The organism is Bradyrhizobium sp. (genome assembly GCF_050014615.1).
GTDB lineage: Bacteria > Pseudomonadota > Alphaproteobacteria > Rhizobiales > Xanthobacteraceae > Bradyrhizobium.
Genome location: NZ_JBEKCZ010000066.1, coordinates 1 through 25,016 on the forward strand (window position 1 = coordinate 1; position 25,016 = coordinate 25,016).

Consider the following 25,016-nt stretch of genomic DNA (forward strand, 5'->3'; position numbering starts at 1 on the left):
CCGATCACCTCGATCTCATAGTTTTCATTGCCGAGGTAGTGACGAGCCACCCATTTGCCGGGGCCTGTCTTGAGCTTGCGGTAACCGAGGTGAAGCCCGGGCTCGAGGATCCGGTAATGCGGCTTGCCCCTGGTCGGAAGCCGGCTCCGTGCTGTCCGGGTCTCAAGGGTCGCGTCTCGAACGGTGCGTGCCATGTAGCCACCTTGGAACGGGCCAAAACTGCTCGTGTCCAATATCTGTCCAATATCTGTGGGCAGACGTCAATAGATGACCATGGTCACTTGTGCCCGTTTTCCAATTGTTATTTGGTCTTTTGAAACGGCGATGGATATCTCTGGACGGCTTACGATCTCTTTCACGGTGGAGAGAGCGGTTCGATTCCGCTAGGGAGCGCCAAAACTTCTGGAGCGTATCCCGCCCCGGAGCCCTTTTCCGTGTGAAGCCCCCTATGACCTGACAGATGCCGCCGGTCTGTGGAACGCAAATCCGGCTCATAGCTTGGTTCCTGCATCATTTGATCAAGATCAGGAGACTTCACATGCGATCCAAGCTTGCTATCTCGGCCCTCGTGGTCGCCTCGTTGTTCGGAGCGACAGCCATCGCATCAGCAGAGACGCTGTTCGGAGCGACAGCCATCGCATCAGCAGAGACGCAGCCGACCGCGGGCGCGTCGGGCGAAGGCAATGCCGCGGGTTCCAAAATGGCGCCACACAGAATGAAATCGAGCCATATGAAATGGAGCCATCTGTCGCACCATGTCAGGTATTCCCGCGCCAGCATGGACAAGTCGAGGCCGGGCGGTCAACCAATCTCGCGCAAACCCTCCGGAAGCTAGTGTCCCGATTCTGAAGTTCGTATCCGTTGATGCCGTTGAATTTGGAACGATGTCCCGGTTCACGACTTGACTGATTGTGCCGTTGCCAGCATCGGCACAATTTACCTTCAAAAGTCCCGACGGCCTCAGCCCTCCCCCGCGCTGGGGCCGTTTCCTTGCGCCGACCATGATGCCGAAGATGCGCAGCTACCTTGGCGAACCTTTGGCGTGAATTGAGCCTGCTCGTCCGGATGATGCTGATTAGTCCGGAACATCGACGATGGATCGCAGTTGGACTCCGGGGTTGCCACGGCCAGGGAGGTTGCGCGTGCGATCGAGACTTTATCTTTCGACGCTCGCCGCGGCGTCGCTTTTGGGAACGACGCTGATGGCGTCTGCCCAGGGCCCGGCTAATTCCGCCGCTGGCACTGCGACTATTCCCGGCACTTCGGTGCCTGCCGATTCCGGCCCGATCACAGGAAGTGACGCCACCGACTACGCGATGCCGTCAGAGATCACCACCGGCAGCGCCTCCGGCGTGCACCCCGGCAACACTCAGCCGGCCACCCCAAATTCGGCGATGCCCGCGCCTGGTGCAGGTCCAACGACAAGCGGTCCGACTGGAAGCAGTCGATAGCGTGCCCCAAGCGATTCATTGCTGGATTCATGGCTGGATTCATGGCTGGATTCTTGGCCGGATTCCTGGCTGGCGGATGATCCCGATGCTGCCAAAAATGTGTAGCAACCGTGGCGGACCTTTAAACGATGGTGTGAATTGAGCCTGAACCGGGGCGATCAGGAGCCAGGAGCTTGGCCATGAGCGCGATTCCTATTCACCTGCAAAGACGCTTCGAGCAGCGATGGGCTTCTCGTTTCGGGCCGCCGGTGGCGCCGAAGAAGGTTGAAACGAAAGCCACACCATCAAAATCAACAGGTCGCCCGGCCGTGCAGCAAACCAAAGAAAAAACTGCCGGCGTGACACCCTCACCTTTCCTTTCAGGCTGCACCTGATTCGTCGGCTATTTATCAACACCCGCAGCGGACCGCGCTTCAATGGCGACATAGTCGAACCCAGCCGCCAGGAATCACCTTCGGAGAAAGCGCGCCAGCCGCACCGAATATAAATTCAATTTAATGGGATCGGCGGATTGCGAACGAAGCTGCATCGGATGCAAGCTCTTCAGCGATCAACCGTCGCGTTGATCGCTCGTTCGAGGGAGTCTCGGCATGAAAAAGCTTTCCGTTGTTTGCATCGCCCTTTGCATCAGCCTTTCAGCCGCCACCGCGTTGGCCAAGGGCGGATCGCACCATATGTCCACAACCGGCGGCGCCGCTGGCACCAGCCTCGGTGCTCCCGGCACCAATTCGTCGGGCACGGCGCTTTCGTCATCCGGCACCGGCCACGCCATGAAAGGGCCGGCGCTTGGCACCGATCCCGCCATCGACCATGAAGAAGCGAAGGTCAATAAAATGATAGGATCGATTTGCCGGGGCTGTTGAAGAGGCTGCTCATGCGACGGCAGAGTGGCAGGCAGCTATGGAGGCCTTGATCCCAGTCGAGCCGCAGGAGGGCAAAGCGAGCCCTCAGGGGCGGCTTTCGCGGGCCTATAAAATCCAGTTCGTGGCAACCGGCTCGCCATTCCCCCATATTCTTGACCCAAATCTCCGGTAGTGGAACTGCACCGAACCTGGAGCATGATTCAACTGGGTTGAATCATGCGCGTCCATCTTCTCGTTTCCGCAAACGCTTCGCGTTTGTCGCGAGGGAAAACCGGTTCCCACTTCTCCGGATCCTGCTCAAGGACAGTCCATCATGCGTCGTATGTTTGTCCGACTGGCGTCGATTTCGCTGATGATGTGCAGCAGCGCTTTTGCTGGCGATGCGCCGAACACCGATTCCAATGGTTCGCAAAAGGTGCAGGTCCCGTCGCCACCTCTGCAGACACGGCGTCCCAAAAACAACAAGCAGGTCTCCAGGACGCAGCCTTCCAGGACACAGCCTTCCAAGTCACAACCTGATGAGCGCTCCGGACCGCAATCACTGTCATCGGCGGCAGCTTATGCGTCAGAACATTCCGCCAGCCTGCCGATTTCATCAGCCCCCAAATCGGCGCCGCCCTCGGCCAATCCATGGACCGGCTTTTACGTCGGAGCCGGCGCTGGCGTCGGCTCTACTCAGCCATAAAGACCGAAAACCCCGGAGCAGTGGTTCGGCACTCAGCGCAGCGCGAGCGAAACGCCGCTTAGCTTCAAACTCGCGGTTGAATCGGCCGCTATCGGATGGCTCGTGGCCACCACGTTGAAGCAGACCGGTTGGGCGCGGTTGTAAGACTGCGGGTAACATTTCCATTCCGCGCTGTGGCCGGCGACCTGAAACCGGCCTCTCTCCTTGAACTTCACTGAGAGCCCAACAATCACCAGCATCATGATCCAGACCGTGACCATGATCGCTGAGTCTAACCGCATCCAAGAAACCGTTTTCATCGCCGTTGCTCCCTGTTCGATGACGGGAGGTTTAGGCCACGATGACGCGCAACTCTGTGACTGACGTCACAGGCCGAAACAGGCCAGGACCGCGCGACGGCGGACGCGCTGAATGGCTGCGATCACGGGCGATGCCGCTGATCGGGTTCGCCGGGATCGGGCTTGCGACGTATCGGCGTTCTCGTCGCGACGCGCAGAGGCCCGACGATGTTGGCGCGCGAAGCGCCCTGTCGCCCGGCTAGATCGCGACGCAGCGGCGGTAGGGTGTGGAGTGGAAGTAACCGGATGGGCACGTATGCGGCGTGCCGAGAACCGGCAATTCCACATAGGGCAGACCGACCACCGGCGGTTCGACATAGGGCAGGCGGACAGGCACTTCGACATACGGCAGCCGGACCGCTGGAGGTTCGACATAGGGCAGCCGGACCGGCACTTCGACATACGGCAGCTTCACCGCCGGCGGCTCGACATAGGGCAGTCCGAACGCCTGCGGGCCCGCATATGGGCCGCCGTAGGTTCGCGGTTCCGGATGTGGCACGGCCTTGACGAAGCAGCGGTCCTTGGTACGGCTTTTATAATAGCCGGGACCGCAGGCGCTGACCGGCGTGATGTCGGAGGCCGCGAATGGGGCCGGCACGGGCGAACCCGGGAGCGCCTGCGCGCCCAGCGAAAACAGCGAGGCCACCGCGCAGCACGCCAGAATCGAAGCCAATTTTGACATATGATTTGACATATGAATTGTTTTTCCCCGTGACGCCCTGATCAATACACGCGACCTCGACCAATGTTGCCAATATAATTGGCCGATCGCCGGCCTACAATCGACTTTTCGGCCCGGCGCTTGGCAACCGGCGACAATCGCCTCAAACTCCCCCACATCAGGAATGGAATAGATTGATGCCTGACCCTCAGTTGCAGGCCGATGGCGCCCGGGTGCTGGCGGATCTCACGACGCTGCGCGGCTTCGGCGCCTACAAGAGCGGCGTGCACAAGCCGACCTTCTCCGAGCCGCATATGCGCTCGCTGGAGTGGCTGGCGCAGCGGCTGCCCGAGGCCGGGCTCGCCGCCGAGATCGACGGCATCGGCAATGTACTCGGCAGCAGTCCGAAATCCGGACCGAAACTGCTGACGGGGTCGCATCTCGAAAGCCAGAATTACGCGGGCTGGCTCGATGGGCCGCTGGGCGTGGTCTATGCCCTCGAAGCCGCCCGCGTTCTCAACCCCGCCCCCGGCGTCAACGGCGCGGTCGAAGTCGCGGCCTGGTGCGATGAGGAAGGCCATTTCGGAAGTTTTCTCGGCAGCCGCTCTTTTGTCGGCAGCCTGACCGAAGCCGATATCGACGCCGCACGCGACCGCAGCAGCGGCCGAACCATGCGCGACGCACTGCGCGAGGTCGGCCTCGCCGGCCGGGCCCGCGCGACGGCGCAACGCGGGCGGCATATCGGCTATCTCGAAGCCCATATCGAGCAGGGCCAGTTGCTCGAAGGCGGCGGTCTTGCGATCGGCGTCGTCACTTCCATTGTCGGGATCTGGCAATACCGGATCAGCTTTACCGGCGAGCAAAATCACGCCGGCACCACCCGGATGGCGGTGCGCAGGGACGCCGGGCTGGCGCTGGCCCGGTTTTGCGTCGCCATCGACGACCGCTTTCCCGGGGCATGCGGACCGCGCACGGTTTGGACCACCGGCCACATCACCCTCGATCCCGGCGCGCCCAGCATCATCCCGGGACGCGCGGAAATGCTGTTCCAGATTCGCGACGAAGATCCCGAGGTGATCGGCCGCCTGGAGGATCTGCTGCAGGACATGGCCGCTGAGGTCAGCGCCCAGGGCCGCTGCCGTGTCGCGATCGAGCGGATTCGCACCGGCGCCCCTGCTTTGATGGACGCTGGATTCCAGCAGGCCATCGAGGCGGCGAGCGCGACGTTCGCCGGAGGCCGGTCGATCCGCATGCCCAGCGGCGCCGGTCATGACGCCCAGGTTCTCGCCACCATCATGCCGTCAGGCATGCTGTTCGTGCCTTCGATCGGCGGCATCAGCCATCACTGGAGCGAAAACACTGACGATGCCGACATCGTCACCGGTGCCAAGGTGTTTGTCGACGCCTGCCGGCGCCTGCTGTCGGCGTGAACCGCGCTGTGGCGCGGCGATCAGGCTCGACGATCAGGCTTGCAGTTCACCGGATTGTTTTATCGTGGCAACAGGTTTGGCCAGGCCGTTTGCAAGTTGCTTTAATGTCGCGGGGTCGCGGCTCGAGAGCAGCCTGGCAAATTCGTCGAGATCGAAAGGCAAACCGGAATAGGCCGGGGCCGGCTTGCGCCACGCCCATTTGCGTCGAATCCATAAGCCTAAACGATGCAACATGTGTCGGCCCGACCATGGCAGCCAGTCTGGACTCGTTGAACGTCCTCGGCGTCAAACAGTTCCGGCGCGGCGGCATCAGGCCGGAAATCTTTTCTAGCTGAGCCGGCCGCGCAAACTTCAGCGGCCGCCGCCGGGAGTGCTATCGCGCCGGCTCAATCACGTTGCAATTGGTGCGTCCCGACATCAGGCAATCCTGCATCTTGCTGGCCGAGGTCAGCTCGTGCGCCAACCACAATCCCACCACCAGCAGGACGACCGCAATCGCCAGTCCCGCCATCGCCGGACGCCGGTTTTCTTGTTCGGGTTCACTCATCGCAGGGGCACCTGTGCACGTCGCCGGCTCCAATCACCGGATCGCCGGTCCGTTCAGCGGCGGCCCCAGGGGACCGCGGCCCAGACTCGCTCGTGAAGGTAATACCACGCAATCTTGGTGACGATCTCGAGACCGGCGATCGACCCTGCGACTTCGATCTTGCCGGTAAAAAACCAACTGATCGCAAACGTGTCGAGCGTTCCCAGGGTCCGCCAACTGACGGCCTTGAGAATCGATCGTGTGTGCGTCTCTGCTCCACGGAATAAAACCACCCGGCGCGCCTCCTGAGCTTGTCGTTGACAGAACCTACCATGCGTCGCGAGTCGGCCGCTGCCATGTCGTAGGTCAGAAAATCCTGGGGCGGAAAACCCCGCGGCGAAATCATCCGTGGACAGGGCCCGCGATTGCGTGCATTTTGGTCGGAGAAATCTGTAAAACTCCTTGATTTACCTTGGTAATCGCGCCCCGCGGAGAAAACCGCCGGCGGTTCGTGATTTGCTTTCATAGGCTAGCGACGAGGTTGAAATGAGACTCCCAATGAGACGCTTGGCCGTACTGGTTGCGGTTTGCGCGTCGTGCCCACCCGCCATCGCCCAGACGCCGAACTGCAAGGCTGAACCCGACGTCGATGGCCGGCTCGCCTGTTACGACAGTGCCCCGTCGGGTGGCAAATCGACGGCGGCAAAGCCCGCGGCGCCGGTGCCGGCGCGAGTCCCGGCGGCAAATGTCCCCGCGGCAAAAGCCGATCCCGAAAAATATGTCGATATGATCGGCGCGGAAGACGCGCGGATGAATGCACAACTGAAGAATATCTGCCGGGGCTGCTGAACGGCGGATCAGCGTTCTCGCCCTGAGCGAATTTTGAACAGTGGATAACAGCGAAAACGAGTATATTTGCCATCTAGATGCTTATCCTTGAATCCCTTCCGACCGTTATCGGCACCGCCGCCGTCGCGCCGGCGCTGCTGATATTGTGGCTGGTGGTCGCCGCCGACGAGCGGCCCGGACCGCCGGTCAAGGTCTGGACCGCGTTTGTGCTGGGCGCCGCCAGCATTTTGCTGTTGGGAATCCTGCGTGCGCCGTTCCTGTCGATGCTCGCGGCTCCCGAAAATCCCTGGATCGCGCAGGCGCTGCATTCGCTGTTCGGCGTCGCTCTGCCGGAGGAAACCGTCAAGATCCTCGTCATTGTCGCGGTTTCGACGCGGCGCCGGCGCTTCGCCGATCCGATGGACACCGTGGTCTATGGCGCCGCCGCGGGGCTCGGCTTTGCAGCCTATGAGAACCTCGCCTATCTCGTGCAGCATGCCGAGATGTGGCAATCGCTGGCGGCGTTGCGCAGCGTGCTGACGGTGCCGTTCCACGGCGCGCTCGGAATCATCGCCGGCGCCTATCTGGCGATCGCGCGATCCGGCACGGCGCTGGGCGCGCACCGCTATCACCGCGACCGCGCGCGCCTCTTAAGCCGCATCCTGGTGCTGCTGGGACCGGTGGCGCTGCATGCAGGTTTCGATTTTCCCCTGCTGGTGCTGCAGAAGAATCCGGACATCGAATCGTTCACCCGGCTCGTGCTGGGGACGGTGAGCGTGCTGATCGGGCTCAGTTCGATCGGATTTGCGATGCGGCTGGTAAGGCGGATCGGCCGTCACCACGCGCCGCGCACCGAGATCGCGCGCGAGCGGCTGAGCCAGTTGCGCCGAATGTGGGCGCTGCTGGTGGTCGGCGGCGGCGCGGGATTTGCCGGCCTGGCGTTTGTGCTGTCGTCGATCCACCACTGGCTGCTCAATCCGGACCGCAACATGGCGCTGGTGCTGATCCCGGTCGGCCTGGTCTCGATTCTGGTCGGCATCGCGTTATTGGTGGTCACCACCACGATCTATATTCTCGGCCGCGACCGGATGCGCACGACCTCGCAGGGCTTTTCGTCCGCGCCCCATCGCGGCTGAGCATCAAGGCTGATCAGTATGCATCAGCTGAATCGCGGAAGTCCTTGATTTCGCTCAATCGCGGCAGGGAACTTATTTGACCGCGCGGCGTTTGCGCACGCTATAGTTTAGAAGGTTCCACAGCGCCGCATCCGGAGAATTTCAATGACGCTTCCACAGGACATCACCGACCTGCAATCGAAAATGAGCGCCGCGGTGCGCGAACACTGGAAGGCCTTTTTGATCGAAGGCATCCTGCTGGTGATCCTGGGACTGGCCGCGATGATCGTGCCGCCGCTGGCCAGTCTCGCCGTCACCATTTTTCTGGGCTGGATGTTTCTGGTCAGCGGCATCGCCGGCCTCGGGCTGACATTATGGGCCCGGCAGATGCCGGGCTTCTGGTGGTCGCTGATTTCGGCGGTGCTGGCGGTGGGCGCCGGCATCATCCTGCTGGCGATGCCGGTGCAGGGCACGCTGACGCTGACCATCGTCGTCGGCGCCTATTTCCTGGCCGAGGGGGTCGCGACCATCATGTATGCGCTGGAACATCGCCGCGAATTGTCGCAGCGCTGGTCCTGGCTATTGGTCTCCGGGCTGATGGATCTGCTGATCGCCGCCATCATCATCACGGGGCTGCCGGGGTCGGCGCTGTGGGCGGTCGGCCTGCTGGTCGGCATCAATCTGCTGTTCGGCGGCGCGTCCCTGATCGGAATGGCGCTCGCTGCGCGCCAAACCTGACCCCGATCAGAGGGCAGCGCGAACGGCCGCTGCAGGCGCGTTGTCCAGGATGTCCGATAGCGCCGACAACAACCGGTCGATTTGCCCGTCGGTGCCCACGCTTATCCGCAGAAAGTCGTGGATGCGAGGGGCGGAAAAATGGCGAACGATCACCGCCCGTTGGCGCAGCGCGGCGGCCAGCGCCGCGCCCTCATGCGCCGGATGACGCGCGAAGACGAAGTTGGCGCAGGACGGCAGCACTTCGAAGCCAAGCCGAACCAGTCCGCGGTTTAGCCGCTCCCGGCCTTCGATCACGCGTGCTCGGCTCTGTTGAAAATAGGCTTCATCCTCCAGCGAGGCGATGGCGCCGGCCTGACCGGGCCGGCCAACAGGATAGGAGTTGAAACTATCCTTGACCCGGGTGAGCGCCTCGATCAGGTCGGCGTCGCCGATCGCATAGCCGACCCGCAGCCCGGCCAAGGCCCGGGACTTGGACATGGTTTGAACGACCAACAGGTTCGGGTAGGTAGCGACCAGCGGAATCGCGGTCTCGGCGCCGAAATCAACGTAGGCCTCGTCGATCACCACGGGAGCGTCAGGATGTTCGTCCAGCAGGGTCACGATCTCGGCCCGCGACAGCGCAATTCCCGTTGGCGCATTCGGATTGGGGATGATCAGCGCGCCGGCCGGCCGGCGATAGTCGGCAACGCGGATTTGCATGGCCTGATCGAGCGGTACCGCCTCGTAGGCGATGCCGAACAGGCGGCAATAGACCGGGTAGAAACTGTAAGTGATGTCCGGGAACAGTAACGGCGCATCGTGCTTCAGCAGGGCGGTGAAGACGTGGGCCAGCACCTCATCCGAGCCGTTGCCGACGAACACTTGTTCGGGTCGCACGTGGTGATAGGTGGCCAAAGCAGCCCGCAGCGCGGTGGCCTGCGGGTCCGGATATAGACGCAGCGTGTCAGCCGCCTCGCCGCGAATCGCTTCCAGCACGCGTGGGGAAGGACCAAATGGACTTTCGTTGGTGTTGAGCTTGACCAGCTCCATCATGTTGGGCTGTTCGCCTGGCACATAGGGCCTCAGCTCGTGCGTCAAGCGGCTCCAGAAACGGCTCATTTCTCTGTCCAAATCTCATGGAACCAGCGGCGCGGCGGGCGCCTCGAACGACGCTCAATACCCGAGCCGCTCCACGCGGGAGGGCTGAGCACGCGCCGCGGCGATGCCATCCCAGAGCAATTCGGAACCCGTACTCAGCAGCCGCGGCAGATGCTCTTGATCGAGCGGTCGAGCGCGGCATCCTCGCGGTTGGCCGCACTGTTCGGATCGCTGAGATTTTTCTCGGACGGCACTTGATCGGCGCGCGGCTGGCGGTGTCCGACCGGCGCCGGCAAGGGCCCTTGCCTGACCGACGACGGATTCGCCGTATCAGGACCGTTTCCGGTCTGGGCGATCGCCGCCGGACTGGCCGCCAAGGCCAGAACAAAGGCCAAAGCAGAGGCCAAAAGCGTCATCGTCGTCACTAATTTTCGCATCTTGCTTCTCCCATCACAGAGAAATGCATGTATCGCATCCGATCATCCGTCAATCACGACTTCGGCGGATAGTGGTGAACGTCACCACAATAATCGACGATACGATAGCGGGTTTCCCCGGCTTGTTCACCTTCCTGGGAGAAAGAATTTGCCTGGGAGAAAGAATTTGCCCGGGAGAAAGAATTTAGCTGTGAACCGGAATCGGCCTGAGACAGGTAATTCGGACCGACCGGCGCCTTGCCGTGGCCGCCTGGAATATCGATCACGTAATCCGGCTGACACAATCCGGACACCCGCCCGCGCAGCGCCCGCATCAGTTCCTGGCCGTGTTCCAGCGTCGTTCTCAGATGCGAGGTACCCGGCGCGAGATCGCCATGGTGCAGATAATAGGGTTTGATCCGGCATTCGACCAGGCCGCGCATCAGCGCCTCCAGCGTGGCGGCGTCATCATTGACCCCGCGCAGCAGCACCGACTGGCTCACCATCGGAATCCCGGCGTCGACGATCCCGGCGCAGGCCGCGCGGGCCTTGTCGGTCAGTTCCCTGACATGATTGGCGTGCAGCGCGACCCAGGTGGTCGCGCCCGCGACCTTCAGCGCCGATATCATCGCGGGCGTGACCCGCGCGGGATCGGCGACCGGCACCCGGGTATGAATCCGGATGATCCTGACGTGATCGATGGCCGCCAGATCCGTCATCACCTCCGCGAGCCGGCGCGGCGACAGCATCAGGGGATCGCCGCCGGTCAGGATCACCTCCCAGACTTCCGGATGGGCACGGATATAGTCGAGCGCGCCGTCGTACGCCGCCTGCGGCAGCGCACTCGCCTTGCCCGGCCCGACCATCTCGCGGCGGAAACAAAAACGGCAATACACCGCGCAGACGTGAACCAGCTTGAACAGCACCCGGTCGGGATAGCGATGCACGATGCCGTCGACCGGCGAATGGACGTGATCGCCGATCGGATCGGCGCTCTCGCTTTCCCGGGCCACCAATTCCAGGGCGTTCGGAATGAATTGTCGCGCGATCGGGTCGTCGGGATCCTTGGTGTCGATCAGGTCAGCCATATCGGCGGTGACCGCTACCGCATAGCGCGCCGCGACCCGTTCCAGATCGGGCAGATCGGCGGCGGCCGCCAAGCCGTGGGCGAAGAGATCGGCGGGTGTCCGCAACGTTGCGGCTGGGGCGAGAGCGACCTTGCTCACGCGTCACCAACTGGGGGCGTCCACACCACCTGATCGATTTTCACGGCGCCGCTGGCCAGCATCACCAGCCGGTCGAAGCCGAGCGCAACGCCGCTGGCTTGCGGCATCTGCCCGACCGCATCAAGAAAATCCTCGTCGAGCGGGTAGCGTTCGCCGTAGCGCCGTTGTTTTTCGTCCATGGCTTTGGTGAAACGACGGCGCTGCTCCGCCGCATCGGTCAATTCGCCAAACCCGTTCGCGAGCTCGACGCCGCAGGCATAGATTTCGAAGCGCTCGGCGACGCGCGGATCGGACACCTTGGCGCGCGCCAGCGCCGCTTCGGGGGCCGGATACTCAAACAATACCGTCAGACGTCCCAGCCCCAGATTTGGCTCGATATGCTCGACCAGCACCTTGCTGAAGATGTCCGACCAGCTGTCGTCGTCGGTGATCCGCACCTTTTCCTTCGCCACTTTTGCCAGAAGCGCGCGATCGCCCTCGCCGTCCGCGATGGTGGCGAGCAGATCGATCGCGGCAAAACGCTCGAACGCCACGGCCACCGTCAACAGCTCCGGCTCGGCAAATGGATCGGCGATCCGGCCGCGAAACGAAAATTGTCCGATGCCGGTCGCCTGTGCGGCATGGGCGATGAGGACGACGCTGTCGGCCATCACGGCATCATAGCTCGCATCGGCACGGTACCATTCCAGCATGGTGAATTCGGGCAGATGCAAAGCGCCGCGCTCGCGGTCGCGAAACACCCGCGCAAACTCGAAAATCTTGGCCTCGCCGGCGGCCAGCAATTTCTTGCAGGCGAATTCCGGCGAGGTCCGCAGATACCGCGTCGCGCGCGTGCCGTCGGCCCCGACAAGTTCGGTGCGCGGCGCGTGCAGGTGGGTCTCGTTACCAGGTGAAACCTGCAAAATAGCGGTTTCCACCTCGGCAAACCCCTGCTCGTCGAACCAGGCGCGAACCGACTTGATGATGGCGCCCCGCGCCAGCAAAAACGGCCTGGCGTCGGCGTGCCGCGCGGCGGACCACCACGGCGAAAACGGACGGTTTTCGGACCTCAACGAACCACCCCGCAAACCCCTAAATCGCTGGCATCAACCAGCAAAATGGGTATGTTGCAGCCCGAAACCGCCCCAGAGGCCCCGGGACGCCCTTGTCCGGACGGGTCCCGGGCCAGAATATCAGGAAACACAGCTTTGAAAGTCATCGCCAGTTCTATTCGCAAGGGCAACGTCATCGAGCAAGACGGCAAGCTTTACGTGGTTCTGACCGCCGAGAACATCCACCCCGGCAAGGGAACTCCGGTCAGCCAGATCGAAATGCGCCGAATCAGCGACGGGGTAAAGATTTCCGAGCGCTACAAGACCACGGACCAGGTCGAGAAGGCGACCATCGAGGACCAGAATTTCAACTACCTCTACAAGGACGCCGACGGCTTCCACTTCATGAATAATGACAATTACGATCAGGTCCAGGTGCCCGAGGACATCATCGGCTCCGCCGCGCCCTATCTGCAGGAAAACATGACGGTCAAGCTGTCGCTGCACGGCCTCGTTCCGGTCGCGATCCAGATGCCGCAGCGGGCGACGCTCGAAGTCGTCGAAACCGAACCGGTCACCAAGGGTCAGACCGCTTCATCGTCCTACAAGCCGGCCATCCTGTCCAACGGCGTTCGCACCAACGTACCGCCGCACGTCGGCACGGGAACGCGGATCGTGGTCATGACCGAGGACGGCTCTTACGTCGAACGCGCCAAGGACTAGACGCGCATTGGGGCCGGGGGGCTGCTCATTGGTTACGAAAGCTGCCAGTTTCGTTCCGCGGGTGCTGGCATCTTCCTTCCTGTTCCTGGCCGGCACGGCTGCCCTCACAGCCGATGAATTCCGGACCCCCGCCGTCACGGCCGTTCGCGTCGAATGGCACGGCGTTCTCGATCAGCTTCATGCCGAGATCGGCACCCAGCCCGCGGTCGCGCCGGCATTCACCTTTTCCGGCCAACGCCGGCTCCCTGCGTTCGATCCGCGTTCGATGCCGGCGCTGGTGCAACTGAACGGGGTGACCTCGCAGATCTTTACCGGAATCGGGCGCAGTCCGGTCCCGGTGCTGCTGCCGTTCGATACCGCGGCATTTCTCGGCGCCCAATTGAACGGCGCACCTGCTAGCCTTTCGGTGTCGCGCTATCAGGCCGACTTCCGTCCGGTCGACCTGTTCGACGCCGGTCCTGCCGGCTACGACGCGATGTTTTCGCTCGAACCCGGCGCCGGCGACGGCATGCCGCAGCGAACCTTTGCCAAACCCGTCGAGGTGCAGATCACCGGCTCGATCCTGGTCTACGACATCAGCGATCCCTTCGGCGGCAAGGGCGAACCGGTCAAGTCGCTGGCCGCGCAATTTCCCGACCTGCGCCGTTTCATCCGGGAAGGATATGTACGCTATGCCTTCACGCGCTTCGGCGTGCCCTATGTGGTGTCGATCCAGTGTCTCGACAGTTCCGCGCGCACGCAGCGGCTGGCCTGCCGCGAGGCCTATCCCGTCGCCGAACGTTTCCTCAGAGCGTTGCACGTCGCCGGCGGTCTGCCCTCACGCCCCCGAATGGACGTCACGTCCGATACCGTCGAGCGCCCGTTCACCGCGTCCGCGGATTTCACCTATCGCCCGGCGGGCGACATCATCGCCAACAGCGGCTCGCGCAAACAGGGCGGCCGGGCCGACTCCACCGCCTATGCGCAGATAAGATTTCCGCTGGAAAAGGCCCCGGCCTACGCCCACTCGCAATCCTTCGGAAACCGCCGGGCCAGTGAGCGATCCGACGAATCGAGCGGCGGCAACACCAGTTATCCCTGGCAGGATAATTTTTGCGAAGCCCGCAGTTTCAGCGTCGGACAATGCGCCAGCGGGTTTGGCCATCAGGGGCAGGATATTCGGCCGGGGCCGTGTCCGCCCCACAGCGGTGAAGATGCCGATCGTTGCGACCCCAAGAGCCAGGCGGTCGTCGCGGTTCGCGACGGCGTTCTGATCCGCTCTCTGAAACAACAGGCGGCAACGCTGCAGATCAACACCCGCAACGAGCATGTCCGCTTTCGCTACATGCACATGAATCCGGCGAGCATGGACGCCGATGGCGTTCTCAACGGGCGTCACGTCGAAGAAGGCGAGAAGATCGGCGTGGTTTCGAACTATCTTGACCACCCCAACGGCACCACCCGCCATCTGCATTTCGACACCCAGGTGTTCACGCGCGACGGCTGGCTGTGGGTCAATCCCTACGTCACGCTGGTCTCCGCCTATGAACGATTGATCCGCGGACGCGGGCGCGAAATCGGACCGGAATCCGGCCCGTCGCCCGCGGTGGCGCATGCATCGCCGCAGGAAATGAACCGTCCCGATCCGCAGGAAGGCAGCGACAACTAGGGCTCCACCCCACAAACTCGGAGCAGTCGGCGGACGTGGCGCGAGCCACCTCCTCTCGCGATCAATATGGCGGCGGCTTGCGCTGTCGCTGCGCGTTGGCCGCTTCGACCCACCACATGAGGTCGTCGGCAAAGCGCGGGAAGGTCTTTTCAAGCGCCTTGCCGCCCTCACCGGTCGGTTCACCTTCAGCCGACAGCGTCTGGCCGATCAAGCCGACGGCGATCGTGCTGGAGACCACCACCATCCCCATCTCGGACAGCGTGCCGTGCCAGGCGGTCGACGCGCGCGCGCCGGACAGACGGCCGGCCGAATAGCTCACGATCGCGGCAGGTCGCCAGAACCACTCTTCCAGAAAATGGTCCGTGAGATTCTTCAGTCCGGGCTGGACGCCCCAATTGTATTCGCCGGTAACGAAGACGAATCCATCGGCACCGCGAATTTTCTGCGCCAGATTCTCAAGGGGCGCGGGAGCCTGGCCCTTCGGATATTCCTTGTACATACGATCGAGCATCGGGAGGTTGACCGCCTTGGCGTCGATCAGTTCGGCGGCCTCGCCCCGGCGCCGCAACCGCTCAACCGCGAATTCGGCAAGCCGGATACCCATCCGGTCGGAACGATAGGAGCCGTAAAACACCAGGATGCGGTTGCTCATGGTCACTTGCCGAAGTGGATCGAGGCCGGTGAGCCGGGAGGCGTGAACTGCGCGACGATACCTGTTTTCCGGCTTTACTGGTAGAAGACATCGGTATTGACATGATTCAATCTCCGTTACCGGAGCCTCAAATCATGCGATTCCGGTTTGTGGTGATCTGAAACAGATTCCGAGAGAAGGCGGAGAATTCGGCATGTCAGGCAAGAATTGGGACAGAGTGCCGATCGACGCGCAGAGCATCGACGCTCCGCTGTCGCTGGCGGCGGTCTTTCTCGTGGTGACCGTCGCGAGCGACCAGACGGCCCTGGCGAAGGTTTGCTCCGTACTCGATGGGCTTGACGATCTCGTCAAGACGGTTGGATTCCGCGATCTTTCCGGCCGCCTGTCGTGCATTGCCGGGATCGGCCGCGATCTCTGGGATCGTCTGCAGCCAGACCGGCGGCCTGGGGAATTGCGACCGTTCGCGCCGATCAAGGGAACGGCTCATGCGGCGCCGTCAACACCAGGCGACCTGCTGTTCCATATCCGATCCGAACGTTCCGATTTGTGCTTTGAGTTCGAACGGATTCTGCTCGACAGTCTTGGCGCCGGCGTGAGCGTCGTCGACGAAGTCTGGGGCTTTCGATATTTCGATGCGCGCGACCTTCTTGGTTTTGTCGACGGCACCGCCAACCCGACCGGCCTCGATCTGCCCGCTTCCGCGCTGGTCGGCCATGAAGACGCCGACTTCGCCGGAGGCAGCTATGTCGTCGTTCAGAAATATCTGCACGATCTCAACGCGTGGGCAAAGATTCCAACGGCTCTGCAGGAGGAGATCATCGGTCGCACCAAGATCGACAACATCGAAATCGATGACGACGACGCACCGCGCAAGTCGCACAAGTCGCTGGCCACCATCGTGGATGCCGATGGAAACGAATATGACATCCTGCGCGACAACATGCCCTTCGGCCGGCCAGGACAACAGGAGTTCGGAACCTATTTTATCGGTTATTCCCGGTATCTCTGGGTGATCGAGAAGATGCTGCAGCGAATGTATATCGGCGATCCCTTGGGAGCCTATGACCGCCTGCTTGATTTCTCGACGCCGCACACCGGCACCACGTTCTTCGCTCCCACCCGCTCCACGCTGCAAGCGCTTGTTCAAGCAGCGCCCGTCACTCATCCCGCGTCGGAGGCCGCCGCACAATAATCGCGCCAGAATTGCCGATAACCCGCCTCGACCTTTTGCGTGTAGACCCTGACATTTCCGGCCGGCGAGTTGGCGAGTTTGGCGGGAAGATCCGCCCGCAGCTTCTCCAAATAAGACGGCATCGATGCATATTTCTGCCCAATCGCAACATAGCCGTCAGCATCTTCGGCGACCCAGTCGTCGAGACCGACGCCTTTCAGGATCGCTCCGGCCGAACGTGATGTCGGGCCGTTGCCGAGCTTGGCAATGACTGGAACGCCCATGTAGAGCGATTCCCAGGTGCTGGCGCCACCGTTATGCGGAAACGGATCGAGCGAGATATCGACGTTCTCGAAGGCCAGCAGATGGTCACCGCGCGCGGTCGAGCCGATGCAAATGACCCTGTCCTGCGCAACACCATGGGCCACGAAACGACCGACCAGAGTATCGCGCAGCAACGCCTCGTCGAGGGCGAAATGCTTCACGACGATCTTCGATCCCGTCACCGTGCGCAGCAGTCTGGACCAAAGCGCCAGCGCTTCGTCGGATATTTTGTCGATCCTGTTGAATACACCGAAGCTGACGAAACCGTTGCGGAGCATTGGAAGCGCCGAGGGTTGCACATCGGATATCGGCTCCGTCGTGATCAGTGACGGCAAATCATAGACGCGCTCCGCGAACAAGTGCCGGACGTCTTGGGGAATACTCACCGGGTCCGCGAACATGTAATCCATGGTCTGAAGCCCTGTCCCCGTGACGTAGCCCCAGGCCGTGACCTGGACCGGCGCCGGCTTGCGCGCGAACACGCCCAGACGACCACCCTTGGTATAGCCAGAAAGATCGACAAGGATATCAACGCCATCGGCTTCAATGCGGTCTGACAGTTCATCGTCAGAAAGCCCCATGGCGTCGACCCAAACATCGGCCAGCGACTGGAAAACGGCGGTGAGCGAATCTCGCTCGGTCGAAGAAGAGTAGCAGTTGATCTGGACGTTCGCTTTGTCGTGGGATCGCAGCACCGGCAGGAAAGCAAATGCCGCCGAATGATTCCGGAAGTCGGAAGAAACATATCCAACGACGATGCGTTTTTGCGGGTCGAGCGGCCGGCCCGCAAGCTTACGCCTCGGGAGCTTGGAGCCGATCGCATCCCACCAGTATCTTCGCGTCGCCTGTTGTGCCGCGAAATCCGCGTCAGCAAAAAAATCCTGATAGAAAATCTTCTTCGCAATCGCCTCATCGCAATCCGGCCTGATCTCCAGCGCCCGATCGAAATGCTCGATGGCGGCAGCGGTTTCTCCCAGCTTTCCGAGACAGGTGCCGAGCAAGGTGAGGCCAATTTCGGAAACCGGATTATGCTCGAGCACCTTTTTGCTGGCGACCATCGCCAGCGCCACGCTGCCGGTGAGCAGGCTGACCTGTGCCTTCCCCCGCCATCCCAGTTCGAGCGACGGCTCCAGCGCAACCGCGGCATCAAAATCGGCTTCCGCCTGAGCCATCTGTCCCAACGCCAGATGGAGCCGTCCGCGGTGGGCCACGAGCTCCGCCATGTCTGGCTTGGTCGCGAGCACGGCATTCAACGCTGTTGCCGCCGCCTCGAAGTGCCGTAGCTCAAGGTGAGCCAACCCAATGCAAACCGAAGCTTCAAAGTGGTGCGGCTGAAGCGCAAGCGCCCGCTCCAAGCTTATAATGGCCGCTGCGTATCGCTTCAGCTTCATTTCCGCCACGCCAAGATTGCAATGGGCATCGGCGTCATCGGGCTGTAGCTGGACCACGCGCATGAAGGCCGCGATCGCCGGTTCAGCCAGTTCCAAACGCAACAATGCATTGCCCAGATTCTTCAGGGCTGTCGGAAAAATCGGCTTCAGCGCGAGCGCCTTTTCCTGGCAGGCACGGGCTTCGTCATAGCGTTTGAGGTTGAACAGCGCAAAACCGAGATTGGAATAAGCAAATGCCGAGCGCTGTTCGAGGGCAACCACGCGCTCAAGGATCTGCCTCGCCTCCTCGAACCGCCCGCAATCGAGTATGGACACGCCCAGCAGATGCATGGCGTCAAAGTAGTCAGGCAGGTCCCGGAGTGCACGCCGGCAAAGCGACTGAACATCCGCGTGCCTGCCCTCGCGATAGGCGGCGAACGCAGCCGGCAGCAGCGCCTCCGCCCGCGCCCTGAGTTTCTTCTGCAGCTTCTCGTTCCGGAGCGCGCGGGAGCCGACAGTGCTTTGCAAGGCCTTTTTCTCCGGACGCTTCGCTTCAGGCGATTCTCTTCAGGCGATTCTCTTGGGAGATTCTAGCACGGGTGAGCGGGACCGCCATGGCGATTGACCGCAGCCTCAAGCGCCGGGAGATCTTCGCCCGCTTCCTCGATTACGGCCGGCTGTGCAGCGCTGGATGTACTGCGTTATGAACATCGCCGCATCCTCAAGCAAATTGTGCGCCGTGTCCGACGGACCAATTCTCTTTCGGGCTGTCGACAATGTTCACGAACACGTCCTCCGGCCGGATGCCGGGACTTTCGCCGAGCAGCTCCGCGATTCGCCCGAACAGCGCTTTCTTCTGTTCCAAGGTGCGGGTGTTGAACACGGTGATCTGGATGTACACGAGATCGTCGCTCCGGGCGACGCCGTAGGCCGCGCCAAAGCGGAAGTTCGCGGCATCATGCTCGCTGATGGTCATGAATTGGTCGTCCTCGGGTACGCTGAGCGCATCGCGCATCGCGCGGTAAAGGCTGTCGAAGATCGCCTGCCGGTAGGCTTGCGGCTTTCCGGCGCGCAGTGAGATGTGAAGAAGCGGCATTGCGGTTCCTTTCCATGTCCAATTTGTTCCCGTTTGACCTTAAAAGCCGCCAAACTATTTTGATATGCTATCGATATTGATATCAGCTATAATGCTTGGAAATGACGGAACAACCTCTCGACCTGGATGCTGTCCAGGCTTTCATTCGCATCGCCGAGCTTGGCAGCTTCACGCGCGCGGCTGAAGCCATGCGGACGACGCAGGCCGCGGTCAGCCTGAAGCTGAAGCGGCTCGAACAGCGGCTCGGCTGTCGGCTCATCGAGCGGACGCCCCGGCACGTGCAGCTCTCGGCGCAGGGCGAAACCTTCCTCGAACATGCCCGCGAACTGCTGGAGGTGCACGATCGTGCGCTCACGGTATTTGCCGGAGCCCGGCAGCGCCTCACCATCGGCATCAGCGACCATGTGGCGGGGCCGGAGCTCCCTGCGCTGATCGCGCGCATGAATGCGCAGGACCCGCAGCTGTTGATCGAGATCCGGATCGGATCGTCGGGCGACTTACTGCAAAGCTTCGACCGGCGGGAACTCGACACCGTGATCGTCCGCCTGCATGCCGGGCGGAGCGACGGGGAAATTCTGACCGAAGAAAAATTCGGCTGGTTCGCAGCACCTGGCTGGCAGCATCGCGCAGGCGAGCCACTGCCGCTTGCGACGATGGCCGAGCCCTGCGGCGTGCGTGCGATGGCCGGGCAGCTTCTCGATGCGGCAGGCGTGCCCTGGACCGAGATTTTCGTCGGCGGCGGCGTGGCGGCGGTCGCCGCGGCCGTCATGGCCGGACTCGGCGTCGCCGCATTGGCTCCGCGCATGCTGCCCTTTGGCGCGGTTGAAGTCGGCCCCAGGCTCGGGCTTCCGGATTTGCCGCGCTTGCCGATTCTGCTCCACTCCAGGGTCAAGGACGGCCGGCCGCGCAACGCGCTTGCTGCGCTTTCGGCTGCCTTCCGGAGCGCGGTGCGAGGCTGGCCAGCGCTGCCGGCGAAGGCGCTCACAGCCAGTTCCGCAGCTGCACAAGAGCTATGAGGCCGCCTCTCCGTCAGCGTTTTGCCGCACCGGCGGCGTCCAGCGATAGGCGACGCCGAGCCGGTTCCAGACGTTGATCGAGGCAATGGCGGAACTCAGATAAGCCAATTCCCTTTCGGAAAACTCCGCGCGCGCCTGCGCATAGTCCTCGTCGCTGACGCCCTGCGTCAGCAGCGTCAGGGCTTCGGTCCAGGCCAAGGCCGCGCGTTCCCGCGATGAAAACAGCGGCGCCTCGCGCCAGACCACGACGAGGTTGAGCTTGTCGACGGCAATGCCGAGGCCCTCGCTCTGCAATATGTGAAACTGCACGCAGAAGGCGCAGCCGTTGATCTGCGAGGCACGCAGCTTGATCAGTTCGAGCAATTGCCGGTCGATACCGGCCTTGGCCGCGGCCTGACCGAGGGCGGCGACGATATCGTAGGCATCCGGAGCCAGAGCCTTGAAATCTTTCCATTCGCTGCGGGCATGTGACATGTTGATCGCCTTATGTTATCAGTGTTCTGATTAATTATAAGAGCACTTATATTATGCGCAAGATCGCAGCTTCGACAAAATCCGGATCGCCTCGAAAATCGCAAATCCGGAAATCGCCCAGAAATCGAAAACCGGCCGCGGCCAAAAAATCCGCCCGAAATAAAAAATCCTCCCAAAACCCCGATCTCGCCGGCGTCCGGCCGCCGCCGCCCGGCCATGGCCAACGCGGCGAAAAAGGCCACCTCGCCTATCTCTTGCGCCAGGCCCAGGCCGCCACCCGGCTGACCCTGGAGCGGGCGCTCGACGACCTCGGCGTCACGCCGCCGCAATTTGCCGTGCTGACGATGCTGCGGGCCTATCCGGGCTTGTCCGGCGCCGATCTGGCCCGGGTGGCGCTGCTGACGCCGCAGACCGTCGGCGTCATCATCCGCAATCTGGAACGCGACGGCGCGATCCGCAAAACGCCGCACCCGGTGCATGGCCGGGTGCTGCAATGGACCCTGACCCGCCGCGGTGGAACCCTGCTCGACACATGCCGGCGCCGCGCCGTCGCGCTGGAACGGCGGCTGGTGGCCGGGCTTGGCGCCAAATCTCAGGTCACCATCCGGCGCTGGTTGTCTAAAATTGCCGCAGGCCTGCAGCAGGATGGTTAGTTCCCGGGGGCGGTGACTTTCGCCGCGCCGCCGCCGAGCGGTAGACTGCGCCGATGAAACCGCCCGATTCTCTGCAAGCCCCGACACGTCGCGCGCTGCTGCGATCGGGCCTTGATGCCGGCCTTGGCGCCGGCGCCCTGCTCGCCTGTCCGCTCGCGGCGTCGGCCGCAGCCCCGCCTGGCTTCGACCAATGGCGTGACCGCTTTCGTGCGCGCGCACTGGCCAAAGGCGTCTCTGAGGCGACCTACACCCGCGTGATGGGCCACATCGAGCCCGACATGTCGGTGTTCCAGCAAATGCAGCGCCAGCCCGAATTCAACGAAGAGATCTGGCAATACATCAATCGCCGCGTCTCGGACTGGCGCATCATCGCCGGCAAGGAAGCACTGCGGAAGAACGAGGCGCTGTTCGCGCGGATCGAACGGGATTTCGGCGTCGAGCGCGGCACGTTGCTGGCGCTGTGGGGCGTCGAATCCGCCTACGGCGATCCCCAGGTACAGCAGAACCACATGCGCCCGGTATTTCCATCGCTCGCTGCACTGGCCTGGCACGAGCCGCGCCGCCGGGCCTATTGGGAAACCGAACTGATCAATGCCTTGAAGATCGTCGATCGCGGCTGGAGCACGCCTGCGCAGATGCGGGGATCGTGGGCCGGCGCGATGGGACATACCCAGTGGATGCCCGAAGTCTGGCTCAATGTCGGAATGGACTATGACGGGGATGGCCTTGTGTCGCCGTTCGGCAAGCCCGACGATGCGCTTGGTTCCACCGCGCGGTTTCTGGTCGACCGCGGCAAGTATCACCGCGGCGAGCATTGGGGCTACGAGGTCCGCGCGGCCGGCGGATCTTCCAGCCGCAGCCGCACTTACGCGGCATGGGCGAGCGCCGGCGTACAACGCGCCGACGGTCAGGCGTTTTCGCAACCGAATGCGAGCGCGCAGATGTGGGTGCCGGTGCCAGGCGGGCCCAGCTTCCTGCTCGGCCCCAACTTCTATGCGGTGCGCAGCTACAATCCCTCGATGAACTACGCGCTGGCGATCTGCCATCTCGGCGACCGCATTCTGGGCGCGCCGCCTTTCCTTCAGCCATTTCCCGGCTCGGAGCGCGCGCTGACGCTCAGTGAGGTGCAGGAACTGCAGACCCGTCTCACCAAAGCGGGCTTCGACACCGGCGGCACCGACGGCCGCGTCGGCAACGACACCATGCAGGCGGTCAGGGATTATCAGACCAAGATGGGGCTTGAGCCCGCCGACGGTTACGGCGGCCTCAAGGTGCTGGCGCGCTTGAGGCAGGGCGGGTAGCTGTTTTCGTCATTGCGAGCACAGCGAAGCAATCCATTGTGCAGCATCGGGAAAGACGGATTGCTTCGTCGCGGCGCTCCCTTGCGCAAACGCTTCGCGTTTGTCGCAGGCAATGACGCGGCGAGGATGTTCTACCTGATCATCGCCGGCCCCTGATCCGGCACGGCGACGTCGAGCACGCGCAGCTGCACCCGCTCGGTGCCTTGCCAGCGATCGACCGCCAGCGAGCCCGCGACATGCAGCGGCTGGCCGCGATGCTGGGTCAGCGCGTTGCCGAGCTTCTGGCCGACCGAACGGAACGCCATGCCGTTGACGATCGAGCCGTCGCCGGATTTGAACCGCAGGCGCAGATGCGCCTGCCCGACTTCATCGGCATAGACAAGTTGATGCGACGGCAGCGCCACCACCGGCTCGGGATTGCCGCTGCCGAACGGCCCGGCGCGATTGAGCGTGGCGACCAGTTCCGCGGTCACCCCGCGCGCGCTGACGGCGCCATCGATGAAAAGTTCGTTGCTGTGACGCGACTGCGCCACATCGTGGGCGAGCGCGTTTTCCATATAGGCGCGGAATTCCGCCAGTCGCTCCTTGCGCAGCGTCACGCCGGCCGCCATGGCGTGACCGCCGCCTTTCAGCAGCAGACCGTCATGCACCGCCTGGCGCACCGCCTTGCCGAGATCGACGCCGGAGATCGAGCGGCCCGAGCCGGTGCCGATACCGCCCGGCTCCAGCGCGATCGCAAACGCCGGCCGCGAGAACTTCTCCTTCAGCCGCGAGGCGACCAGCCCGACCACGCCGGGATGCCAGCCTTCCGACGCCGTCACGATCACCGACCCCTTGTCTTCGAGGCCGAGCGACGCCAGCGCCTCGGCTTCCGCCTGCGCCTCCGCCATCTGTTCGATCACGCGGCGTTCGCTATTGAGCCGATCGAGCTCGGCGGCGATCCGCGCGGCTTCGGAGACATCGCCCTCCAGCAATAACCGCACCCCGAGATCGGCGCGTCCGATCCGGCCACCGGCATTGATGCGCGGCCCCAGCATGAAGCCGAGATGCCAGGCCTCCGGCGGGCCGTTCAGCCGCGACACATCCATCAGCGCGGTAAGGCCGACATGATCACGTCGGCGCATCGCGATTAGGCCCTTGGCCACGAAAGCTCTATTCAGCCCGGTCAACGGCGCGACATCGGCGACGGTGCCGAGCGCGACTTGATGCAGCATGCCGAGCAGATCCGGCTCCGGCATTTCGCTGGACCAGAACCCCCGCGCGCGCAGCTCGCGATTGACCGCGACCAGCGTCACCAGCACAAGGCCGACGGCCGCGAGATGGCCGAGGCCTGAGAGATCGTCCGGCCGGTTTGGATTGACCAAAGCATCGACCTCGGGCAATTGGTCGCCGCATTGATGATGATCGATCACGACCACCGACATCCCCAGCCGGCGCGCTTCGGCGAGCGGCTCAAGACTGGTGGTGCCGCAATCCACCGTCACCAGCAGCGTGGCGCCCTTGTCCGCCAGCATGCGAATGGCCTCAACGTTCGGGCCGTAGCCTTCGAAAATCCGGTCGGGAATATGAATCAGCGGATCCAGCCCGCAGTGGCGCAGGTGCCAGGCCAGCAGCGCTGCCGACGTCGCACCGTCGACATCGTAGTCGCCGAAAATCGCGACCTTTTCGTTTCGGGCGGCCGCATCCGCGATGCGTTTGGCAGCGGCCTCCATCTGCGTCACCGTATAGGGGTCCGGCATCAGTTTGCGGATGGTCGGATCGAGAAAATCCTCGACCGCGTCGATCTCGACATCGCGCCCGGCCAGCACCCGCGCCAGCATTTCCGGCAGTTGATAACGCTGCGCGATCGCCAGTGCCCGCGCGGCGCCCCGCGCATCGAGCCGGTCGCGCCACAGCTTTCCGGTCGCGGAATGCGCGACGCCAAGAAACGCCGGCGGGGCTTCGACAGGCAATGCGGATGCGGGAAGCGTCATGATGGGTCCAGATAAGCACGAAGCGTGGTTTCGACAAAGGCGGCGGTGCGGCCCCAAGTCCGGCCCCGGTGCCACGATTGGAATCCCACCCGATGCCGGCCAGTTGCGGGCCACAGGTGGTCGCCGGCACGTTTCAGGGCTCGCCGAAGGCGTCCGATTCTCGAATCAGCCCCGGAGAGTTTTTTGATTCGCCGATGCATGCCGAGCTGGTGTCGCGCGGCAAATCTCGC

The 25,016-nt window shown here is 62.9% G+C and carries 27 protein-coding genes and 1 pseudogene; 13 read left to right on the plus strand and 15 right to left on the minus strand.

The annotated features are described in order from the left end of the window. Positions 1 to 194, minus strand: a pseudogene (locus tag ABR948_RS12930) (tyrosine-type recombinase/integrase); the annotation flags it as partial. Between the two features lie 344 nt (positions 195 to 538). Here ABR948_RS12930 and ABR948_RS12935 point away from each other — a divergent pair. From ABR948_RS12935 to ABR948_RS12945, 3 genes are all read left to right on the plus strand, one after another. Further along, positions 539 to 835, plus strand: a complete 297-nt coding sequence (locus ABR948_RS12935) for a hypothetical protein (RefSeq protein WP_428118098.1) — start codon at positions 539 to 541, stop codon at positions 833 to 835. A gap of 795 nt (positions 836 to 1,630) precedes the next feature. Beyond that, on the plus strand, positions 1,631 to 1,825 hold the full coding sequence (locus ABR948_RS12940; RefSeq protein WP_428118101.1) for a hypothetical protein: 195 nt from the start codon (positions 1,631 to 1,633) through the stop codon (positions 1,823 to 1,825). 216 nt (positions 1,826 to 2,041) lie between these two features. Beyond that, a complete protein-coding gene (locus tag ABR948_RS12945) occupies positions 2,042 to 2,314 on the plus strand; it encodes a hypothetical protein (RefSeq protein ID WP_428118104.1) in 273 nt (90 codons plus the stop codon). A 717-nt stretch (positions 2,315 to 3,031) separates the two neighbouring features. Here the strand turns inward: ABR948_RS12945 and ABR948_RS12950 are convergent. Together ABR948_RS12950 and ABR948_RS12955 are read right to left on the minus strand one after the other, a co-directional pair. Next, positions 3,032 to 3,298, minus strand: a complete 267-nt coding sequence (locus ABR948_RS12950) for a hypothetical protein (RefSeq protein WP_428118107.1) — start codon at positions 3,296 to 3,298, stop codon at positions 3,032 to 3,034. 238 nt (positions 3,299 to 3,536) lie between these two features. Then, positions 3,537 to 4,031, minus strand: coding sequence for a hypothetical protein (locus ABR948_RS12955; protein WP_428118109.1), 495 nt, complete (start codon positions 4,029 to 4,031; stop codon positions 3,537 to 3,539). A gap of 164 nt (positions 4,032 to 4,195) precedes the next feature. On the opposite strand from ABR948_RS12955, the gene ABR948_RS12960 reads away from it, so the two are divergent. Next, positions 4,196 to 5,428 (plus strand): Zn-dependent hydrolase, encoded by a 1,233-nt coding sequence (locus tag ABR948_RS12960; protein ID WP_428118112.1) that lies wholly within the window; start codon positions 4,196 to 4,198, stop codon positions 5,426 to 5,428. Between the two features lie 33 nt (positions 5,429 to 5,461). On the opposite strand, the gene ABR948_RS12965 is transcribed toward ABR948_RS12960, so the two are convergent. The 3 genes from ABR948_RS12965 to ABR948_RS12975 form a co-directional block, all read right to left on the minus strand. Further along, positions 5,462 to 5,662 (minus strand): hypothetical protein, encoded by a 201-nt coding sequence (locus ABR948_RS12965; protein WP_428118115.1) that lies wholly within the window; start codon positions 5,660 to 5,662, stop codon positions 5,462 to 5,464. Between the two features lie 139 nt (positions 5,663 to 5,801). Continuing rightward, entirely contained in the window at positions 5,802 to 5,975 is a 174-nt protein-coding gene (locus tag ABR948_RS12970) for a hypothetical protein (RefSeq protein WP_428118118.1), read from the minus strand. A 53-nt stretch (positions 5,976 to 6,028) separates the two neighbouring features. Continuing rightward, the gene (locus ABR948_RS12975; protein WP_428118121.1) at positions 6,029 to 6,247 is read right to left on the minus strand and encodes a DUF2061 domain-containing protein; all 219 of its coding nucleotides are present in this window, start codon (positions 6,245 to 6,247) and stop codon (positions 6,029 to 6,031) included. A 265-nt stretch (positions 6,248 to 6,512) separates the two neighbouring features. Between ABR948_RS12975 and ABR948_RS12980 the strand changes: the two genes are divergently transcribed. The 3 genes from ABR948_RS12980 (at position 6,513) to ABR948_RS12990 (ending at position 8,635) form a co-directional block, all read left to right on the plus strand. Beyond that, positions 6,513 to 6,803 (plus strand): hypothetical protein, encoded by a 291-nt coding sequence (locus tag ABR948_RS12980; protein WP_428118123.1) that lies wholly within the window; start codon positions 6,513 to 6,515, stop codon positions 6,801 to 6,803. Between the two features lie 77 nt (positions 6,804 to 6,880). Further along, complete coding sequence (locus ABR948_RS12985) at positions 6,881 to 7,918, plus strand: PrsW family glutamic-type intramembrane protease (protein ID WP_428118126.1); 1,038 nt, start codon at positions 6,881 to 6,883, stop codon at positions 7,916 to 7,918. A 144-nt stretch (positions 7,919 to 8,062) separates the two neighbouring features. Further along, complete coding sequence (locus tag ABR948_RS12990; RefSeq protein ID WP_428118128.1) at positions 8,063 to 8,635, plus strand: HdeD family acid-resistance protein; 573 nt, start codon at positions 8,063 to 8,065, stop codon at positions 8,633 to 8,635. A 6-nt stretch (positions 8,636 to 8,641) separates the two neighbouring features. Here ABR948_RS12990 and hisC read toward each other — a convergent pair whose 3' ends face one another. From hisC to epmA, 4 genes are all read right to left on the minus strand, one after another. Continuing rightward, a complete protein-coding gene (hisC, locus tag ABR948_RS12995; protein WP_428118131.1) occupies positions 8,642 to 9,733 on the minus strand; it encodes a histidinol-phosphate transaminase in 1,092 nt (363 codons plus the stop codon). 134 nt (positions 9,734 to 9,867) lie between these two features. Further along, positions 9,868 to 10,149, minus strand: a complete 282-nt coding sequence (locus tag ABR948_RS13000) for a hypothetical protein (RefSeq protein ID WP_428118134.1) — start codon at positions 10,147 to 10,149, stop codon at positions 9,868 to 9,870. A gap of 53 nt (positions 10,150 to 10,202) precedes the next feature. Beyond that, complete coding sequence (locus tag ABR948_RS13005; protein ID WP_428118136.1) at positions 10,203 to 11,354, minus strand: lysine-2,3-aminomutase-like protein; 1,152 nt, start codon at positions 11,352 to 11,354, stop codon at positions 10,203 to 10,205. Then, on the minus strand, positions 11,351 to 12,406 hold the full coding sequence (gene epmA, locus ABR948_RS13010) for an EF-P lysine aminoacylase EpmA (protein WP_428118139.1): 1,056 nt from the start codon (positions 12,404 to 12,406) through the stop codon (positions 11,351 to 11,353). The genes ABR948_RS13005 and epmA overlap by 4 nt, the downstream gene beginning before the upstream one ends. Positions 12,407 to 12,541: 135 nt before the next feature. Here epmA and efp point away from each other — a divergent pair, with 135 nt between their 5' ends. Both efp and ABR948_RS13020 read left to right on the plus strand, forming a co-directional pair. Continuing rightward, positions 12,542 to 13,108 carry an elongation factor P gene (gene efp / locus ABR948_RS13015; protein WP_213737366.1) on the plus strand — a complete coding sequence of 189 codons (567 nt, stop codon included), beginning with the start codon at positions 12,542 to 12,544 and terminating at the stop codon, positions 13,106 to 13,108. Positions 13,109 to 13,115: 7 nt separating this feature from the next. Then, entirely contained in the window at positions 13,116 to 14,756 is a 1,641-nt protein-coding gene (locus ABR948_RS13020; protein WP_428118143.1) for a M23 family peptidase, read from the plus strand. A 61-nt stretch (positions 14,757 to 14,817) separates the two neighbouring features. Here the strand turns inward: ABR948_RS13020 and ABR948_RS13025 are convergent, their stop codons facing one another. Beyond that, on the minus strand, positions 14,818 to 15,408 hold the full coding sequence (locus ABR948_RS13025; protein WP_428118146.1) for an NADPH-dependent FMN reductase: 591 nt from the start codon (positions 15,406 to 15,408) through the stop codon (positions 14,818 to 14,820). 193 nt (positions 15,409 to 15,601) lie between these two features. Between ABR948_RS13025 and ABR948_RS13030 the strand changes: the two genes are divergently transcribed. Then, positions 15,602 to 16,600, plus strand: a complete 999-nt coding sequence (locus ABR948_RS13030; protein ID WP_428118148.1) for a Dyp-type peroxidase — start codon at positions 15,602 to 15,604, stop codon at positions 16,598 to 16,600. On the opposite strand, the gene ABR948_RS13035 is transcribed toward ABR948_RS13030, so the two are convergent. Together ABR948_RS13035 and ABR948_RS13040 are read right to left on the minus strand one after the other, a co-directional pair. Beyond that, positions 16,570 to 18,801 carry an O-linked N-acetylglucosamine transferase, SPINDLY family protein gene (locus tag ABR948_RS13035; RefSeq protein WP_428118151.1) on the minus strand — a complete coding sequence of 744 codons (2,232 nt, stop codon included), beginning with the start codon at positions 18,799 to 18,801 and terminating at the stop codon, positions 16,570 to 16,572. The two genes, ABR948_RS13030 and ABR948_RS13035, sit on opposite strands and share 31 nt — an antisense overlap. 193 nt (positions 18,802 to 18,994) lie before the next feature. Beyond that, positions 18,995 to 19,369: a tautomerase family protein gene (locus ABR948_RS13040; RefSeq protein WP_428118154.1), complete on the minus strand. Its 375-nt coding sequence runs from the start codon at positions 19,367 to 19,369 to the stop codon at positions 18,995 to 18,997. Between the two features lie 101 nt (positions 19,370 to 19,470). Between ABR948_RS13040 and ABR948_RS13045 the strand changes: the two genes are divergently transcribed. Beyond that, a complete protein-coding gene (locus ABR948_RS13045; RefSeq protein WP_428118168.1) occupies positions 19,471 to 20,385 on the plus strand; it encodes a LysR family transcriptional regulator in 915 nt (304 codons plus the stop codon). On the opposite strand, the gene ABR948_RS13050 is transcribed toward ABR948_RS13045, so the two are convergent. Continuing rightward, positions 20,380 to 20,859, minus strand: a complete 480-nt coding sequence (locus ABR948_RS13050) for a carboxymuconolactone decarboxylase family protein (protein ID WP_428118157.1) — start codon at positions 20,857 to 20,859, stop codon at positions 20,380 to 20,382. The two genes, ABR948_RS13045 and ABR948_RS13050, sit on opposite strands and share 6 nt — an antisense overlap. 53 nt (positions 20,860 to 20,912) lie before the next feature. Between ABR948_RS13050 and ABR948_RS13055 the strand changes: the two genes are divergently transcribed. Together ABR948_RS13055 and ABR948_RS13060 are read left to right on the plus strand one after the other, a co-directional pair. After that, positions 20,913 to 21,512, plus strand: a complete 600-nt coding sequence (locus ABR948_RS13055) for a MarR family winged helix-turn-helix transcriptional regulator (RefSeq protein WP_428118160.1) — start codon at positions 20,913 to 20,915, stop codon at positions 21,510 to 21,512. A 53-nt stretch (positions 21,513 to 21,565) separates the two neighbouring features. Then, the gene (locus ABR948_RS13060; RefSeq protein ID WP_428118163.1) at positions 21,566 to 22,813 is read left to right on the plus strand and encodes a lytic murein transglycosylase; all 1,248 of its coding nucleotides are present in this window, start codon (positions 21,566 to 21,568) and stop codon (positions 22,811 to 22,813) included. Positions 22,814 to 22,944: 131 nt separating this feature from the next. Here the strand turns inward: ABR948_RS13060 and recJ are convergent, their stop codons facing one another. Next, positions 22,945 to 24,786 carry a single-stranded-DNA-specific exonuclease RecJ gene (recJ, locus tag ABR948_RS13065; protein WP_428118165.1) on the minus strand — a complete coding sequence of 614 codons (1,842 nt, stop codon included), beginning with the start codon at positions 24,784 to 24,786 and terminating at the stop codon, positions 22,945 to 22,947. Positions 24,787 to 25,016: the final 230 nt, after the last annotated feature.